Origin of the sequence: Burkholderia pyrrocinia (assembly GCF_018417535.1) — a bacterium.
Taxonomy (GTDB): Bacteria; Pseudomonadota; Gammaproteobacteria; order Burkholderiales; family Burkholderiaceae; genus Burkholderia; species Burkholderia pyrrocinia_E.
The window spans coordinates 2,370,788-2,388,110 of the sequence record NZ_CP070978.1; the positions used below are offsets into that span (position 1 = coordinate 2,370,788).

At 69.3% G+C, this 17,323-nt stretch carries 13 protein-coding genes; 8 read left to right on the forward strand and 5 right to left on the reverse strand.

Features of this window, described 5'->3' with window-relative positions:
- The first annotated feature begins 28 nt into the window (after window positions 1-28).
- On the forward strand, window positions 29-1,081 hold the full coding sequence (locus tag JYG32_RS28800; RefSeq protein ID WP_213265869.1) for a CaiB/BaiF CoA transferase family protein: 1,053 nt from the start codon (window positions 29-31) through the stop codon (window positions 1,079-1,081).
- A 53-nt stretch (window positions 1,082-1,134) separates the two neighbouring features.
- Here JYG32_RS28800 and JYG32_RS28805 read toward each other — a convergent pair whose 3' ends face one another.
- Window positions 1,135-1,578, reverse strand: a complete 444-nt coding sequence (locus tag JYG32_RS28805; protein WP_047902232.1) for a PaaI family thioesterase — start codon at window positions 1,576-1,578, stop codon at window positions 1,135-1,137.
- Between the two features lie 291 nt (window positions 1,579-1,869).
- Here JYG32_RS28805 and JYG32_RS28810 point away from each other — a divergent pair, with 291 nt between their 5' ends.
- A complete protein-coding gene (locus JYG32_RS28810; RefSeq protein ID WP_213265870.1) occupies window positions 1,870-3,489 on the forward strand; it encodes a methyl-accepting chemotaxis protein in 1,620 nt (539 codons plus the stop codon).
- Here the strand turns inward: JYG32_RS28810 and JYG32_RS28815 are convergent.
- Window positions 3,462-4,571: an AGE family epimerase/isomerase gene (locus tag JYG32_RS28815; protein ID WP_213265871.1), complete on the reverse strand. Its 1,110-nt coding sequence runs from the start codon at window positions 4,569-4,571 to the stop codon at window positions 3,462-3,464. The two genes, JYG32_RS28810 and JYG32_RS28815, sit on opposite strands and share 28 nt — an antisense overlap.
- 113 nt (window positions 4,572-4,684) lie before the next feature.
- On the opposite strand from JYG32_RS28815, the gene JYG32_RS28820 reads away from it, so the two are divergent.
- The 4 genes from JYG32_RS28820 (at window position 4,685) to JYG32_RS28835 (ending at window position 7,810) form a co-directional block, all read left to right on the forward strand.
- Complete coding sequence (locus JYG32_RS28820; RefSeq protein ID WP_213265872.1) at window positions 4,685-5,383, forward strand: MgtC/SapB family protein; 699 nt, start codon at window positions 4,685-4,687, stop codon at window positions 5,381-5,383.
- Between the two features lie 92 nt (window positions 5,384-5,475).
- Entirely contained in the window at window positions 5,476-6,864 is a 1,389-nt protein-coding gene (locus JYG32_RS28825) for a flagellar hook-length control protein FliK (RefSeq protein WP_213265873.1), read from the forward strand.
- A 175-nt stretch (window positions 6,865-7,039) separates the two neighbouring features.
- On the forward strand, window positions 7,040-7,195 hold the full coding sequence (locus JYG32_RS28830) for a hypothetical protein (protein ID WP_174382494.1): 156 nt from the start codon (window positions 7,040-7,042) through the stop codon (window positions 7,193-7,195).
- A 135-nt stretch (window positions 7,196-7,330) separates the two neighbouring features.
- The gene (locus tag JYG32_RS28835) at window positions 7,331-7,810 is read left to right on the forward strand and encodes a GNAT family N-acetyltransferase (RefSeq protein ID WP_213265874.1); all 480 of its coding nucleotides are present in this window, start codon (window positions 7,331-7,333) and stop codon (window positions 7,808-7,810) included.
- A gap of 187 nt (window positions 7,811-7,997) precedes the next feature.
- On the opposite strand, the gene JYG32_RS28840 is transcribed toward JYG32_RS28835, so the two are convergent.
- The 3 genes from JYG32_RS28840 to JYG32_RS28850 form a co-directional block, all read right to left on the reverse strand.
- Complete coding sequence (locus JYG32_RS28840; RefSeq protein WP_213265875.1) at window positions 7,998-10,826, reverse strand: heavy metal translocating P-type ATPase; 2,829 nt, start codon at window positions 10,824-10,826, stop codon at window positions 7,998-8,000.
- A 182-nt stretch (window positions 10,827-11,008) separates the two neighbouring features.
- Entirely contained in the window at window positions 11,009-11,332 is a 324-nt protein-coding gene (locus JYG32_RS28845) for a type II toxin-antitoxin system HicB family antitoxin (protein ID WP_047902238.1), read from the reverse strand.
- Complete coding sequence (locus tag JYG32_RS28850; RefSeq protein WP_213265876.1) at window positions 11,329-11,607, reverse strand: toxin HicA; 279 nt, start codon at window positions 11,605-11,607, stop codon at window positions 11,329-11,331. The genes JYG32_RS28845 and JYG32_RS28850 overlap by 4 nt, the downstream gene beginning before the upstream one ends.
- Window positions 11,608-11,905: 298 nt before the next feature.
- On the opposite strand from JYG32_RS28850, the gene JYG32_RS28855 reads away from it, so the two are divergent.
- Together JYG32_RS28855 and JYG32_RS28860 are read left to right on the forward strand one after the other, a co-directional pair.
- On the forward strand, window positions 11,906-13,342 hold the full coding sequence (locus JYG32_RS28855) for a DUF1254 domain-containing protein (RefSeq protein ID WP_213265877.1): 1,437 nt from the start codon (window positions 11,906-11,908) through the stop codon (window positions 13,340-13,342).
- A 151-nt stretch (window positions 13,343-13,493) separates the two neighbouring features.
- The gene (locus JYG32_RS28860; protein ID WP_213265878.1) at window positions 13,494-17,303 is read left to right on the forward strand and encodes a DUF748 domain-containing protein; all 3,810 of its coding nucleotides are present in this window, start codon (window positions 13,494-13,496) and stop codon (window positions 17,301-17,303) included.
- The last annotated feature ends 20 nt before the right edge of the window (window positions 17,304-17,323 follow it).

The window sequence follows — 17,323 nt, forward strand, 5'->3', positions numbered from 1 at the left end:
GTCCCGGTTGCATTTCTGCGAGGTCGCAATGCCATTGAACGCGCCGCTTTCCGGCATCCACATCGTCGAATTCGAAGGTCTCGGCCCCGGTCCGCTGGCGGGCTGGATGCTTGCCGGGATGGGCGCGCGGATCACGCTGATCGCGCGCCCGTCCGGGCGCACGAGCGCGCCGGACGCGCTGCGGGGCCGCGACGGCGACCTGCTGCGCGAAGGCAAGACGATGGTCGAGCTCGACCTGAAGGCGCCGGCCGGCCGCGATGCGGCGCTCGAACTGATCGCGCAGGCCGACGCGCTGATCGAGGGGTTGCGGCCCGGCGTGATGGAGCGGCTCGGCCTCGGGCCGGAAGATTGCGCGCGCCGCCACCCGAAGCTCGTGTACGGGCGGATGACCGGCTGGGGCCAGCACGGCCCGCTCGCGGCCGCGGCCGGGCACGACCTGAATTACGTCGCGCTGACGGGGCTGCTGTCGCTGTCGGCGCCGAACGACGGCCGGCCGGGCCTGCCGCCGACCGTCGTCGGCGATGCGGGCGGCGCGCTCGGGCTCGCGTTCGGGATCGTCTGCGCGCTGTTCGACGTGCGCGGCGGCGGGCCGGGGCGCGTGGTCGACGGCGCGATCGTCGACATCGTGTCGATGCTCGGTTCGCTCGCGCTGTGGGCGCGCGCGAACGGGCAGCTCGACGGCGCGCAGCCGAGCCTCTTCCACGACGCGCCGTTCTACGACGTGTATCGCTGCGCGGACGGCGAATGCGTGACGATCGGCGCGCTCGAGCCGCCGTTCTATGCGCTGCTGGTCGAACGGCTCGGGCTGACCGACGTCGATCCGGCGTCGCAGTACGACCGCGCGCGCTGGCCCGCGCTGAAGGTGCGGTTCGCCGAGGTGTTCGCGCAGCAGCCGTCCGCGCACTGGCGCGCGCTGCTCGAAGGCACCGACGCGTGTTTCGCGCCGGTATTGAGCGTGGCCGACGCGGCCGCGCATCCGCACAACGCGGCGCGCGGGATCTACCGTACCGACGGGAACGGCAACGTGCGGGCGCGCGTGGCGCCGCGTTTCCTGCCGCTGACAGGGGACGCCGCGGGTTAGCGGCGCGGAGGCACGCTGCTCGCGGTATCGGGTGACGGCCGCTCAGGCCGTTTTCAGGCGGTTTCCTCCGGCATATCCGGCACCTTGCCGTCGCCGACGCGATTGATCGTGCCTTGCGCGATCGCGACGAGCCGCTCGTGATCGCCGTCGATGACGAACACATGACACTGGCAGGTCGCCTGGTGCCGGCCCGCATAGACGAGCTTCGCGCGGGCGACGAGCGTGCCGTTCACGGCCGGCCGCAGGTAGTTGATCTTGTATTCGGCCGTGATCACGCGCGGGCCGAGCACGAGCGCGCCGGCGAATGTCAGCGCGTTGTCGGCGAGATAGCTGATGACGCCGCCGTGCACGAAACCGTGCTGCTGCCGCAGTTCGTCGCGCACGTGCAGGCACAGCGACACCTCGTTGTCGCCGATATGCATCAGCTCCGTGCCCAGCAGCATGCTGAACGGTTGCGCGCGCAATGCGCCGCGCGCGTGGTCCGTGATGTCGGTCATCGACTTTCCTCGAAATGAGTGCCCGCTTGCGCTGAACTCTAGGAAGGGGGCTGCGGATAAGCAAGGAAATTCGTCCGCGTTTCCTGCAATTTCCGGCGCGATGCGACGCGATTATTGCGTCGAACGCGGGAGTTGTCCTTGTTTGCGGGCGATTCGGCGGGAATGCGCGAGCGACGCGCGTCACGGGTCCGCGTTGCCGGCCGCACCTGAACGGCCGCTCCTAAAGTCCGACGAAGAAATGCCGCTAATGCCGGGGCATTGCCTCATCGTCCGCTCTCCAGGAATCTCCCCATGTTCGGAAAAATCAAGCTCGCGTCGGGTCTGCTCGGCGTGTTGACCGTGTTCTGCCTCTTTCTGTTTGCGATCGAAGCGCTCGGCTTCTGGGCGCTCGCGTCGACGCGCAGCGGCGTCGACGATCTGTCGAACGTCGCGATCGCGCAGGTCGACGCGGCCAACCAGGCGACCGAGCAACTGCTCGACGCGCGCATCAACCTGTCGCGCGCCGGCACGCGGATGGTGCGCGGCGGCCCGAAGCCGGGGGACATCATCCGCCATGCCGGCGCTTCGCTTGCCGAAGCGGACAAGGCGTTTGCCGCGCTGACGGCCGCGCAGCCGGTCGACGACACGAACCGCGCACGCGTCGCGGCGCTCGCCGGGCGCTATCGCGCGCTGCGCGGCGCGCTTGGCGAACTCGTGCAGTTCCTCGACGCCGACAACATCCAGGCCTTCCTCGACCAGCCGACGCAAGGCATCCAGGATGCCTACATCGCCGAGCTGCATCGCTTCGCCGAATACGGCAGTGCATCGAGCCGCACGGCACTCGACACGATAGACGGCGGCATGCTCTGGTTCAAGTCGGTCGGCATCGCGCTGCTGGCGGCGATGCTCGCGGCGAGCGCGGCGATCTACGCGGCCGCGCGGCGCGCGGTCGTCGCGCCGCTGGACGAGGCCGGCCGCCATTTCGAGCAGATCGCGCAGGGCCGGCTCGACGAAGCCGTGCGGGCGGGCGGCGTATTCGAGATCGACCGGATGCTGCGCGGCCTCGCCGCGATGCAGACGAGCATCGCGGGCACCGTGCGCACGGTGCGCCACGCGTCCGATGCGATCCACCTCGGCGCGGGCGAGATCGCGGGCGGCAACGCCGACCTGTCGGCGCGCACGGGCACGCAGGCCGCATCGCTCGAGGAAACGGCCGCGAGCATGGAGGAATTGACCGCGACCGTCCGGCAGAACACCGACAGCGCACGCGCGGCCAGCGCGCTGGCCGACGCGGCGCTTGAAGCGACGAGCCACGGCGGCGGTGTGGTCGACAGCGTGATCGACCGGATGCGCGGCATCGCGCAGAGCTCGGGGCGGATCGCGGAGATCATCTCGGTGATCGACGGCATCGCGTTCCAGACCAACATCCTCGCGCTGAACGCGGCGGTCGAGGCCGCGCGGGCCGGCGAACAGGGGCGCGGCTTCGCGGTCGTCGCGGGCGAAGTGCGCTCGCTCGCGCAGCGCAGCGCGCAATCGGCGAAGGAGATCAAGGCGCTGATCGAGGATTCGGTCGCGCAGATCAACGGCGGTGCGGAACTGGTCGAGCGCGCCGGCGACGCGATGCGGACGGTGTCGGCGTCGATCACGCGCGTCGTGCAGACGATGTCCGAGATCACGGCCGCGTCGGTCGAGCAGAGCGTCGGGATCGAGCAGGTGAACCAGGCCGTCACGCAGATGGATCAACTGACGCAGCAGAACGCGGCGCTGGTGGAGGAAGTCGCGGCGGCGGCCGCGTCGCTGAACGACCAGACCGCGCACCTGATGCAGGCGGTGTCGGTGTTCGAACTCGGCGATGCGCGCGCCGCACGTGGCGAACGCGCGGCGCCGTCGTTCGCCGACGCGGGTTACGAACCGGCCGGCAGCGCCGCGTAGGCGGTCGCGAGATGGTAGGGCGTCGTCGACGGCATGTCGGCGCGCGACACCTGCCCGTCCGCCGTCTTGCACTCGAACCAGCCGCGCGGATGCAGGAAGCGCGCGGCGAAGCGCCCGATCTGCTGCGCGAGCGGCGCGGAGGCCGGCGTGCCGCCGTGCGTCGCGAGCGCGCGCAGGTATTCGGTCTGCGCCCAGATCCGCTGCGTGCCGTCGATGCACGCGCCTTGCGCATCGAGCGCCGCGCAGACGCCGCCCGTCTGCGCGTCGACGCCGTATTGCTCCGCGAACGCGAACGCGCGCGACAGCGCGCCGGGGAGCCCGGTCTGCGCGAGCCGTGCGCCGGCCGCATCGACCAGATAGAACCACTCGAACTGATGGCCGGGCTCGAAGCGGTTGTCGGCCGCCCCGAGCGGCAACTCGGCCACGCAGCCGGTCGCCGTGTCGACGAAGGTGCGCTCGACGGCCTGCGCGGTGCGCGCGAGCGCATCGTCGAACGCCGTATCGCCGAATGCGTCGGCGGCCGCGAGCCACGCTTCGGTCAGGTGCATCAGCGGATTCTGCAGCGCGCCGCTGCCGGATGACGAGAAATCGGCGTGGCGCGCCGCATCGAGCAGCGCGTCGCCGGGGCGCGGCGCGAAGCGGTCCTGGATCAACGAGGCGGTTTCCTCGGCCACCGTGCGCGCGGCGGCGTCGCCCGACGCCGCATGCCACGCGGCGCACGCGAACACGATGAACGCGTGCGTATAGAGATCCTTGGTCGTATCGAGCGGCGCGCCCTGCGCGTCGACGCTGTAGATCCAGCCGCCGTGGCGCGTGTCGCGGAAGCGGCTGCACAGCGCGTCGAACAGCGTGGCCGCGTGCGTCGCGTCGCCGGCCTGCGCGAACACGAAAAGTTGCCGCGCACAGGCCATTGCGCGATAACGGGTAGCGGGCAGCGGCGCGTGGGTGGCCGGATCGACGGCCTCGAACGGCAGCCGCAAGGTGTGGTCGAACCCTGAACCTCGCCAGATCGGCAAGACGACGTGCGCGAAATGGTGGCGCAGCTGGGCGGCCTGGGCGGAAGCAGAGTCGGAAACGGACATGACGGGGTTGAGCGTTTGGATCGAAACGTGTCGGCGCGGCCCGGATCGGCGCGGCCGACGGCAAGGATAAAACATTCCGCGCGGCCGGCACCAAAAAAAAGGAGATAAATCGGATGCTCAGCAATCTGGAACTCGTGATGCGGCTCGTTCTCGCGGCCGCGCTCGGCAGCGTCATCGGCTTCGAGCGCGAGCGCCTGTCGTGGGCGGCCGGCCTGCGCACGCACATGCTCGTGTGTGTCGGCTCGACGCTGATCATGATCGTATCGGCGTTCGGTTTCGCCGACGTGCTCGGCAGCAGCGAGCACATCGTGCTCGATCCGTCGCGGATCGCCGCGCAGGTCGTGTCGGGCATCGGCTTCCTCGGTGCGGGCTCGATCCTGCTGCGCGGCGAGATCGTGCGCGGGCTGACGACGGCCGCGAGCCTGTGGTCGGTCGCCGCGATCGGCCTTGCGGTGGGCGGCGGGCTCTATGTCGCGTCGATTTCGGCGACGATCATCATCCTGATCATCCTGGCCGGCATCAAGCCGCTGGAGCGGCGCTACTTCACGGTGCGCCAGCGGCGCCAGCTCGCGCTGACGGTGGTGAGTGGTGCGCTGACGTTCGATTCGCTGCACGCGGCGCTCGGCCCCGACAGCGCGCGCGTGAAGCAGTTCATCGCGCAGCGCGCCGACGACACCGGAGAGCACGACGAGGTGCGCATCGCGCTCGCGCGGGTGTCGGAACTCGAATACCGGGCGATCTGCGACAAGCTGCGCGGGCTGCCGGGCGTCACGCGTTTCGAGGAAGGGAGCGGGCTGTCGGGCGACGAATAGGCTGAATCGGTTGCGGGGCGTGCGACAATGGCCGGCCACCGATTCCGTTCGACATCCGGTTCCGCGCTCGCGGGCCCTGCCATCCGATTTCCATGACCGAATCCGTTTCCACGCCTCGCTCCCGTTCCCGTTCCCGTTTCAATCGTTCGTCGGCCCGTTCCCGCCAGCGCTCGGCGGCTGCCGCGGGCAGCACGTCCGCGAGGGCGACGTCGCGGCCCGGCGATGCGCCGCGGGACGAACTGACGTTCGACCTGTTCGGCGATCCGGTACTCGAGCCGGGCGAGCGGGTGCAGGTCACGGGGCGCGACGAAGCGGTTGCGGAAGCCGACGCGGCGGCCGGCGTCGCGGACGATGCGGCCGCCGGGCGGCAGGCCTCGCTGGACGGATTCAGCGCGCCGGAGGGTGCGAGTGTCGTGGGACAGGCGGAAGCTGATACTGCGGTGAAGCCGGAAGTGGCGGTGGAGGTCGACAGTGTTTCGGCGCCTGAAGGTGGTGATGCCGGGAGCGAAGACGGTGTGTCTGCGGCTGATGGTGTTGCAGTGAAGGCGGTCGATGTGCCTGCGACCGACGGCGCTGCAACGAAGGCGGCCGATGTGCGTGTGGCCGATGGCGCCACCGTAACGGCAACCGGGCTGCAAGCGGCAGATGGCGCCGTGGTGGAGGCGGCCGATCGGCAAGCGGCTGATGGCGAAGTCGCGAAGGCTGCTGTCGAAGCGGCGACCGGCGACGCGGCCGTCAAATCCCGCGAAGGGCGATCTCGCGGCGACGCAGTGAAAGAGCGCCGTTCCTCGTCGGGCACCAAACGCCGGGCGACTGCCGGTGCAATCGACGCGACGGCGGTGCAATCTGCGCCGGCTGCGACGAGCGTCGACAAGGCGCTGGACGCGAACGGATCGAATCCGGTGCTGGATGCCGCTTTGACAGTCAAGCCGCAGGCGCCGGCACAACCGGCTGAGCCGGCTGAGTCGGCGATCGCCGCGAACCCCGCGAACCCCGGTGACGCTGCCCCGACCAACGCCTCGCCGTTGCCGGTCACGCAGCCGGTGGCTTCCGCCGCGTCGTTCGTGACGAAGCCGTCGTCGGAACGCGCGCAACCGGTCGCGCCGGCCTTCGATCCGGACACGCACCTGCGCCCGCTGACCGACCGGCTCGCCGCGCTGCAGGCCGACGTGGACGGTCTGACGCGCACGGCCGATCGCGAGATGCGCCGCGTCAACCGCCTGCTGCTGGCGCTGGCCGTCGTCGTGCTGGCAGGGCTCGTCGCGCTGGTGCTGCAAACGCGGCAGATCGCACACCTGAAGCAGGACGCGGCCAACAAGCAGCAGCGGATCGATCGCCTGGCGGCCGATCTGTCGACGCAGCAGGCGACGCTGACGACGCTCGAGGAGCACCACGAAGCGCTCCTGTCGCAGGTCGACCGGCTTCAGCGCAATGCGAACCGCGAGGCGGCCGTCGCCAAGCGTGCCCGCCGCACGCGCTGATCGTTCCGACCCTATCCTGGAAGCCCGACGGGCAAAGGATCGCCGTTCCGCGCTTGCGATCGGCGACGGTGCGTATGCGGCAAACTGATGCGGCGCACTGGCAGAATTCAGGGAAAACCCTTAGAATGGAGTCAATCTAAGGGAAAACCCTAGCCACATCTGTCAGGAGTCTCACATGAGCTTCATCCTTGCCCTGCTGCAAAAGATCGACGACCTGTTCGTGTCGCCGCACCTGCCGCTCGACGCCGATTACTCGTACGCTGCGCGTCGAGCCGAAGCCGAGCGCGTGCGCCGTGCGCATCTCGTGCCGATCGTCCTGTATCGTCGCTGATTCGCTGATTCGCTGATTCGCTGATTCAGCGCGGCGCCTGCCGTACCTGCCCGCCCGCTTTCCGCCGCCGCATTGCGCGCCGGCGCGACCGTCCCGCTACACTGGAAGTCCGATACCCTTCACGGCGACCGGGCCATGCTCCAGATGCGGCCGATGACGGCCGGCGAATTCCACGCGTACCGCACGCGAGCCATCGACGGCTATGCGCGCGATCTCGTTTCATCCGGACAAAACGCTGTCGAAGACGCGGCCGATCGTGCGCGCGCCTGTTTCGACACGCTGCTGCCGGACGGCCTGCGGACATCCGGCCAGATACTCGTCGTGCTCATCGACGGCACCAGCGGCGATGCGGTGGGCGACCTCTGGTACGCGATCGTGCCCGAAGGGCCGAACCGCACGCTGTTCATCTACGACCTCGATATCGTCCCGTCCCGGCGCCGCCAGGGCTGGGCCACGCGCGCGCTCGATGCGCTCGACGCCGAGGCGCGCGGGTATGGCATCACCGAGATCGGGTTGTCGGTGTTCAATCACAACACGGCGGCCCGCGCGCTGTATCGTGCGTGCGGCTTCGCGCCGATCACGACGACGTTGATCAAGCCTGTTATCCCGGGCTGAATCCGCTGGCCGGCGCTGCGTCGTCACGTGCGGCCGATTCGACACACCGCTGACGGCCACCACCGGCCACCCTCCCGATCCTTCCTGTTCGCCAAGCGCTGAACACCGAACACCGAACACCGAACACCGAACACCGAACACCGAACACCGAACACCGAACGGCCATTCGGCACGCATCACCGGCACATCAGCGCGCGCGGCCTTTCCATCTCCGCAGCAGCAGCGCGTTGGTCACGACGCTGACGCTGGAAAACGCCATCGCCGCGCCCGCGATCACCGGGTTCAGCAAGCCGAGCGCCGCGAGCGGCACGCCGACCAGGTTGTAGACGAACGCCCAGAACAGGTTCTGCTGGATCTTCCGGTACGTGCGCTTGGAGATGTCGATCGCATCGGCGACGAGCGCCGGATCGCCGCGCATCAGCGTGATGCCGGCCGTGTGCATCGCGACGTCCGTGCCGGTCGACATCGCGATGCCGACATCGGCCGCGGCGAGCGCGGGCGCATCGTTGATCCCGTCGCCGACCATCGCGACGATCCCGCCGTGCGTACGCTTCAGTTCGACGACGACGCGCGCCTTGTCGTCGGGCAGCACCTGCGCATGCACTTCGCCGATGCCGAGCGACGCCGCGACGGCCGCCGCGCTGCCGTGGTTGTCGCCCGTCACGAGCACGCTCGCGACGCCGCGCGCCGACAGCGCCGCGATCGCGTCGCGGGCGCCCGGCTTCACCGTGTCGCCGAACGCGATCAGCGCGACCAACGCGCGTGGCGCATCGGCGCGCATCAGCCACGAAATCGTGTTGCCCGCGCGTTCGAGTTCCGCCGCGCGAGCGTCGAGCGCCGGCGACACCGCGATGCCGAGCTCGTCGCGCCAGCGCGTGCTGCCGAGCGCGAGCAACTGCCCGCCGACGCGCGCTTCCACGCCGCGTCCGGCCACCGCGCGCGCATCGGCCGCGACGGCCGACGGCGCGCCAGCACCGCGCGCGGACACGTCCGCGTCGTGCGCGGCGACCACGGCGCGTGCGAGCGGATGGTCGCTCTGACGCTGCACCGCCGCCGCGAGCGCGAGCGCTTCGTCGCGCGGCACGCCGACCGCTTCGAACGCCGTCACGGACGGCTTGCCTTCGGTCAGCGTGCCGGTCTTGTCGAACGCGATCACGGTGGCGCGCTGCGCGAGTTCGAGCGCCTGCGCGTCCTTGATCAGCACGCCGTGCCGGGCCGCGACGCCCGTGCCGGCCATGATCGCGGCGGGCGTCGCGAGGCCGAGCGCGCACGGGCACGCGATGACGAGCACCGCGACCGCGTTGAGGATCGCGGTTTCCGTCCCGGCGCCGGCGATCAGCCAGCCGACCAGCGTCAGCAGCGCGATCCCGAGGATCGCCGGCACGAACACTTCGCTGACACGATCGACGAGCCGCTGGATCGGCGCCTTCTCGGCCTGCGCGGATTCGACGAGGCGGATGATGCGCGCGAGCGTCGTCTCCGCGCCGATCGCGGTGGTTTCGACGACGAGCGCGCCTTCGCCGTTGATCGAGCCGGCCGTGACGGCATCGCCGTCGTCCTTCGGCACGGGCAGGCTTTCGCCGGTGATCAGCGATTCGTCGATGTGCGAACGGCCCGACACGATCCGGCCGTCGACGGGCACGCGCTCGCCGGGGCGGATGCCGACGTTCGTGCCGACGCGCACCTGCGACAGCGGTACGTCGCGTTCGATGCCGTGCTCGACGACGCGCGCACGGTCGGGCCGCAGCGCGTTCAGTGCGCGGATCGCCTCGGTGGTCTGGCGCTTCGCGCGCGATTCGAGCCATTTGCCGAAGCGCACGAGCGTGACGATGACGGCCGACGCCTCGAAATACAGGTGGCCGGGATGCGCGGGATCGCGCAGCAGCATCCACAGGCTCAGCCCGTACGCGGCCGACGTGCCGAGCGCGACCAGCAGGTCCATGTTGCCGGCGCGCGCCTTCACCGCATGCCAGGCCGCACGGTAGAAGCGCGCGCCGAAGCCGAACTGCACGATCGACGCGAGCACGAGCTGGAGCCAGCCGGGCAGCATCAGGTCGATGCCGAACGGTGCGACGAGCATCGGCGCGACGAGCGGCGCGCTCAGCACCGCCGACCAGATCACGAGATTGCGTTCGCGAACCGCTTCGCGGCGCTTGCGGGCGTCGGGATCCTGCGCAGGGCTGGCCGGTTGCGCGTCGGCGCCGGCCATTGCGCCGGCCGACGGCGCGACGGCGAGCGACGCGCGGTAGCCGGCCGTGGTGACCGCCGCGATCAGCGTGGCGGCGTCGAGTGCGCCGGCGCCGTGCACCGATGCGCGCTCGGTCGCGAGATTGACCGACGCGCGCGCGACGCCCGGCACGGCGGCCAGCGCTTTTTCGACGCGGCCGGCGCAGGACGCGCAGGTCATGCCGCCGATATCGAGTTCGAGACCGAGATCGGTGGAGGCGGCGGATTCTGCCGGCCGCGTGGCGACGGCGTCGGCGACCGGCGTCGCGCCATAGCCGGCCTGCTTCACGGCGTCCGTCAGTTGCGACGCGGAAACGTCTGCCGCAGCGTCAACCGTGGCGCGTTCGGTCGCGAGATTGACCGACGCACGCGTGACGCCCGGCACCTTCGCGAGCGCCTTTTCGACGCGCGATACGCACGACGCGCAGGTCATTCCGTCGATATCGAGTTCGATCGTGGCCGTGGCTGCAGGCAACGCCGCCGCCGGCACGGGCGGCGTTTCTTCGCGCAGCGCGTGTGCCGCAGGCACGGCCGCGACGGCTTCAACCGCCGCGTCACGCACCACCGCGCGGTAGCCGATCTCGCCGACCGCGTCGACGAGCTGGCCGGGCTCGACCGTTTCCTGCGCGGTCACCGTCGCCGTGCGCGCGTCGAGATCGACCGCCGCGTCGACGACGCCCGGCACGGCGGCCAGCGCGCGCTGCACGCGGCCCGTGCAGCCGCCGCAATGCATGCCGTCGACGGTCAGTTCGATCGTTTGCAGCGCGGCGGAGGCAAGTGGTTCAGTCATGTCGGATTCCCCAAAAGCGCGGTTCGTGCCGCGAATGGTTCCAGTATCAACATTCCCATGATGGTAAGGTCAAGCGGTGGTGACGCTGTCGATGCACACCGGTTGTTACGGCCCGGAAAAAGCCAGCGCCCGGCTTCCAGACGGACAGCCGGGCGGTCGTGCGTTTGCGCTCGATTGCGCGGTCAGGCGCAGAGCTTGGCGCTCGCGAGACGATTCAGGCTGACGCCTTGTTCGGCGGCCTGGATCACCAGCGCGCGGTGCGCCTGCGGAGGGATGCGGACTTTGAATTCACCGCTGTAGGTTCGGTCGGCGATCGGCTCGGGCACCTTCTCCCCGTTCGCGGCCATGTCGCGCACGACATCGGCGACGAGCCGGCGAATGCCGGCCAGTGCGCCTTCCGGCGTTTCGTCGAGCCATGAAAGAGACGGGAACTCCGCGCAGAGGCCGACGTGCTCCCCGTCCTCCGGGGACCACGTTACGCGGTACGTAAAGTGGTCTTGGGTCATGATTTCTGTTCCTTCAGTCGATCGATCGCGTCGAGAACCTGCCGCACCTGATACGCCTTCGCTTTCCCGCGATCATTCTGGATATTCACTCGTGGATCGCCTTGCCACGGTGTCTTGAAAATGGCCTGGCTTGAACCGGATTGGCGGGCCGCTCCGAAGTGTGCCTCGCAGACCTTGAACAGATCGTTGAATCGCACATTCGCGGGCTCGCGCCTCATTTGTTCGAGGATCTTCCAATCGCTTGCCATAGCGCATGGTGTCAATAGTGACACCATTTGTCAATCCAGACCACGAACCTCTCCGCTTCGGAATCGTTCCGGCGCGTGCAGGTGTCGCTTCGACGTCCCCGGTTTTTTGGCGAATCTCGCGAAATATTTCGAATCCGTCGATAGCGCTACCGTTCCGTCCTCTATTCGGCATATTGGGGGATGCCCTTAGGCGCTATGATACCGGCCTGACATCAGCGCCCACCGTAGCGAGACGGTCATGCGGGCAAGCTGAGGTGCCTTGTTTTCGTCGTTCGCGAGTCGAACAAGGCGTTGACTGAAAAGAACGATATTCGGCCAGTAATCGATGATTGAAAACCAGCGGGAATCAGTTTCTCTGCGGCGCGCGTGCGCGTCGCTGGCCATTGCGGCGTTGCTTGCGGGATGCGCGTCGCAACCGGACGCGATCCAGCGGAAAACCGGCTGGATGCGCGCGGAAGTCGCCGACTCCTATATCTATGCGTATCCGCTCGTGCTGATGGACGTCGCGAAGGACGCGGCGACGGGCGGCGACGGCGCGCAGCCGGGGCAGGCGCCGCTCAACACGCTGCGCCACGCGCAGGCGCTGCCGCCCGTCGGCGCGGTCAATCCGCCGCTGCCGGGCGTCGACACGCTCGACTCGACCGGCTGGCTCGACGTCGCCGCCGAACCCGTGATCGTCACGCTGCCGGACACGCGCGGCCGCTACTGGGATGCGCGTGCGCTCGACATGTGGACGAATGTGCTGTGGTCGTCGTCGAGCGTGCCGGCACGCGGCGCCCGTGGCGGCGCGCGATCGCAAACGATTGCCTTTGCCGCGAAGGACTGGCAGGGCACGCTGCCGAAGGGCGTGCAGCGCGTCGACGTGCCGTCGGGCAATGCCTGGCTCGAAGTGCGGCTGCAGACGAGCGGCGGGCGCGACCTGACGAACGTGAAGAAGCTGCAGCGCGCGATCCGCGTGGTGCCGCTGTCCGTTTACACGGGCGCCGCGCGCGGCGCGTCGGTCGCGGTCCATGCGGGCAGCGCGCCGTCCGAAGCGGTGGGCGGCGGCACGCCGGCCGAGCAGGTGGCCGCGCTCGACCCGAAGGCGTTCTTCGCGCGCTTCGCGCAGGCGCTGCAGGACAACCCGGCGCCGGCCGACGACGCGCACGCGCAGGAATTGCTCGGCGACATCGGCGTGTCGGCCGGCTACCCGGTGCTGTGGACGGGCGACCGCCTCACGGCCGCGACGGCCGGCGTCGCCGAGGCGCGCGCGCGGCTCGCGGCGCCGCCGTCGAACCTGCTGAACGCGAACGGCTGGAGCTGGATCGGCGACACGGCCGGCAAGTACGGCCAGGATTACGCGCTGCGCGCGTATGCGGCCTACTCGCAGTTCGGCACCGCGACGCGCGACGACGAGACGCTCGCGGTCGTCCGCGTGGACAGCGACGGCCATCCGCTGAACGGCGCGAACCGCTACGTGCTGCATTTCGCGCCGGGCGCGCTGCCGCCGGCGCGCGCGTTCTGGACGCTCACGCCGTACGAGACGAACGGCGCGCTGCCCGACCTCGGGGCAGCCCGCCGCTCGCTTGGCGATCGCGACCGGCTGCGCCGCAACCACGACGGCTCGATCGACGTCGTCGTGTCGGCGTCGCCGGGCGGCACGCATGCCGGCAACTGGCTGCCGGCGCCGCGCACCGACTTCGCGCTCGCGTTGCGCCTGTACGCGCCGAAGCCGCAGGCGAGCGACGGGTCGTGGATGCCGCCCGTCGTCGTCCGCAAATGAACGGTTGACCGCCGCCGTTGTCCGACCCGCGGGCGCAGCGGCGGCGCCCGACCTCCGTACCGTCACCTCCTGAGCCTATACTTTCGGGATAGCGTGCGGGGCCGCCCGGTTCTCCGATGCGGCCCGGCATCCATTCCCGAGATATTCAAGCATGGCAAGCGCAGACAAAGAAACCGTATCCTCGACCCTCCATGCCCTCGGCGGCATTGCACGCTCGCGCCGGACCCGGCGTATCGGCATCGGCGTGCTGATCTTCCTCGTTTTATTCGGACTGCTCGGGTTCTTCGCTGCGCCGCCGCTGATCCGCCATGTCGCCGAACAGCAACTGAGCCGGCAGCTCGACCGGCCGGCCACGATCCAGCGCATCGCGCTGAACCCGTACACGTTGAATCTCGAAGCCGACGGCATCCACGTCGGCGAGCGCGGCGGCCACGGCGACTTCGTCGACATCGGCAAGCTCGTCGTGAGGCCGTCGTGGTCGTCGCTGTTCCGCGGCGCGCCGATCGTCAACGAAATCCGCCTCGATTCGCCGCGCTTTCACATCGTCCGCTACGACGCGCAGCGCTTCAACTTCACCGACCTGATCGAGAAATTCTCCACGCCGTCCAAACCTGCAAGCAAGCCGACGCAGTTCTCGATATCGAACATCCAGGTGAACGACGGCCGGATCGACTTCGACGATCGCCTGCTGAACGAAAAGCACGTCGTCGACAACTGGACGCTCGGCATCCCGTATATCGCGACGCTGGCGTCGAAGACCGACATCTTCGTCGAACCGAAGCTGCGCGCGCGTTTCGACGGCAGCCCGATCGCGATCGACGGCAAGACCAAGCCGTTCGCGCAGTCGCGCGAGTCGGAGATCGCGCTGAAGTTCGACCGCCTCGACGTGCCGAAGCTGATCTCGTACGTGCCGGCGAAGCTGCCGGTGGCCGTGACGAGCGGCCTGCTGAGCAGCAACCTTGCGATCAATTTCGTGATGAGCGGCGAGACGCCCGCGCTGCGTGTCTCGGGCACCGTCGACCTGAACGACGCGAAGGTCACGGACCACGCGTCCGCGCCGCTGTTCGCCGCGCGCGGCGTGCACGTCGCGGCGGCCAGCCTCGAGCCGCTGCGCAACGCGATGCACTTCGACGAGATCCGGATCGACCAGCCGGTGGTCGACCTGTCGCGCGACAAGCAGGGCGTGCTGAACGTCGAGAAGCTCGTCGCACAACCGGGCGCCGCACCGAAGGCCGAAGCCGGTGAGCCGGCGGCGTCGGGTGCCGCAGCCGCTTCCGGGACCGCCGCCGCAGCAGCAGCCAGCGGCGCGAAGGCCGAAACCGCCGCCAGCGCGAAGGCGGCGGCGCCGCTCGACCTGACGATCCGTCATTTCGCGATCGACGGCGGCACGGTCAACGTCGACGATCGCGTGCCGGCGCCGCCGACCGCGCTGTCGCTCACGAAGCTCGCCGCGACGCTCGACGGCTTCTCGCTGCAGGGCAAGACGCCCGCGAAATACACGCTGTCGACGTCGCTGTCGCGCGGCGGCGACGTGACGGCCGAAGGTGCGTTCAATCTCGCGGCGAAGCAGGCCGACACGAAGCTGACGGTCGCCGCGCTCGCACTGCCGGCGCTGCAGCCGTACCTCGGCGAGGCGACGCGCGCGCGCGTGCTCGACGGCACGCTCGGCGCGACCGTCAACGCACAGGCCGACTGGGGCAAGACGCCGCTCGCCGCGCAGGTCGCCGACAGCACGGTGAGCCTGAAGTCGCTGAAGATCGCGACGCCCGACACGAAGGCGCCCGCGATCGTGCTGCCCGACGCGAGCGCGAAGATCACGAAGGTCGACGTCGCCGCGCGCACCGCGGAGATCGCGAGCGTCGACGCGAGCGGGCTCGCGCTCGACGTGAAGCGCCTGAAGGACGGCAAGATCGACCTCGCGGCGCTGGCCGAACCCGCGCAGGCGTCGGTGCCGAAGCGCACGGTCGCGCGCAAGGCCGCGGCCGCCGCGCCATCGTGGCACTACCGGATCGACGCGCTGAACGTGAAGGATTCGTCTGCGAACTTCACCGACCTGTCGACGTCGCGCCCGGTGAAGCTGGCGATCAAGCCGCTGGAACTGTCGGTGCAGAAACTCAGCGACGACATGACCAAGCCGCTGCCGGTGCAGCTGAAGGCGACGCTGAACCGCAAGGGCTCGCTGAACGTCGCGGGCGACGTGACCGCGCAGCCGCTGAAGCTCGGCCTGAAGATCAACGGCAACCGCCTCGACGCGGCTGCGTTCGAGCCGTACTTCGGCAGCGCGCTGAACGCGACGATCGCGAGCGCGCTGCTCAACGCACAGGGCAACCTGACGTTCGCGCAGGTGAAGGACGCGCCGCGCGCGACCTATCGCGGCGACGTCGCGCTCGTCGACGTGCGGATGCTCGACAAGGCGACGTCCGACCCGTTCGCGGGCTGGCGCTCGCTCGCGCTGTCGAACCTGAAGGCGAACTACGACGAGAAGGGCACCGACGTCGACGCCGCGCGCGTGACGTTCTCGAACTTCTACGGCCGCGTGCTGCTCGATGCGCAAGGGCGCCTGAACCTGAAGGACGTCGTCGCGAAGCAATCGGGCCCCGCGCAGTCGCTGACGCGCGATGCAAGCAAGGGCGAACCGGTGCCGCTGTCGCCGGGCATGACGCCGCCGGCCGCCGCGCCTGCCGCGTCGGCCGCGGTCGCGCAGCAGGCGTCCGCGCCGGCCGCCGCATCGGCGCCGGCGGTCGTGAAGGCCGCGACGCCGCCGCAGAACCCGGTACGGATGCACTTTGGCCAGCTCGTGCTGCAGGACGGCCGCGTGACGTACACCGACAACTTCATCAAGCCCAACTACACGGCGAACCTGATCGCGATCAAGGGCACGGTCGGCGCGTTCGGCACGGATTCGACGACGTCCGCGCCGGTCGATGTCGCCGCGAACCTGGCGGGCAACGGGCCGATCTCGATCAAGGGCTCGGTGAACCCGCTGATCGAGAAACCCGCGCTCGACCTCACGGCGACCGCGCACGACATCGAACTGACCAACCTGACGCCGTATTCCGCGAAGTACGCCGGCTACCCGATCACGAAGGGCAAGCTCAACGTCGACCTGCACTACCAGCTCGCGAACGACCAGTTGTCGGCGAACAACCACATCTTCATCGATCAGCTCACGTTCGGCGATCGTGTAGAAAACGACACGGCGACGAAGCTGCCGGTGAAGCTCGCGATCTCGCTGCTGAAGAACACGCGCGGCCAGATCGACGTGAACCTGCCGGTGTCGGGTTCGCTGTCGAATCCGGAGTTCAGCGTCGGCGGGCTGATCTGGCATGCGGTGCTGAACCTGATCGCGAAGGCCGTCACGTCGCCGTTCACGCTGCTCGCGAATGCGTTCGGCGGCGGCGGCGAGGATCTCGGCTACGTCGAGTTCGCGCCCGGCACGTACGACCTGACCGACGCACAGCAGAAGAAGCTCGACACCGTCGTGAAGATGCTGACCGAGAAGCCGTCGATCCGCCTCGACCTGATCGGCCGCGTCGATCCGGCGAAGGACACGCCGGGGCTGCGCGACGCGTACGTCGAGCGGCTGGTTCGCCAGCAGAAGCTGAAGGACGTGGTCGGCCAGGGCGAGAGCATCGATCCGATGTCGGTGAAGGTCGACCCCGCCGAATATTCCAAGTACCTGACGCGCGCGTACAAGGCCGCCGACTTCAAGAAGCCGCGCAACCTGGTCGGCCTGCAGAAGACGCTGCCCGATGCGGACATGAAGCAGGCGCTGGCCGATCACGCTCCGGCCGACGACAACGCGCTGCGTGCGCTCGCGCAGCAGCGCGCGCAGGCCGTGCGCCAGTACCTCGAAGGGAAGATCGATTCGAGCCGCATGTTCGTTGTCGCGCCGAAGCTCGATGCGAAGGGCATCGAAGACAAGGGCGCGACGACCCGCGTCGACTTCGGGCTCCAGTAAGCCGTCGCTTCATCTGCTGC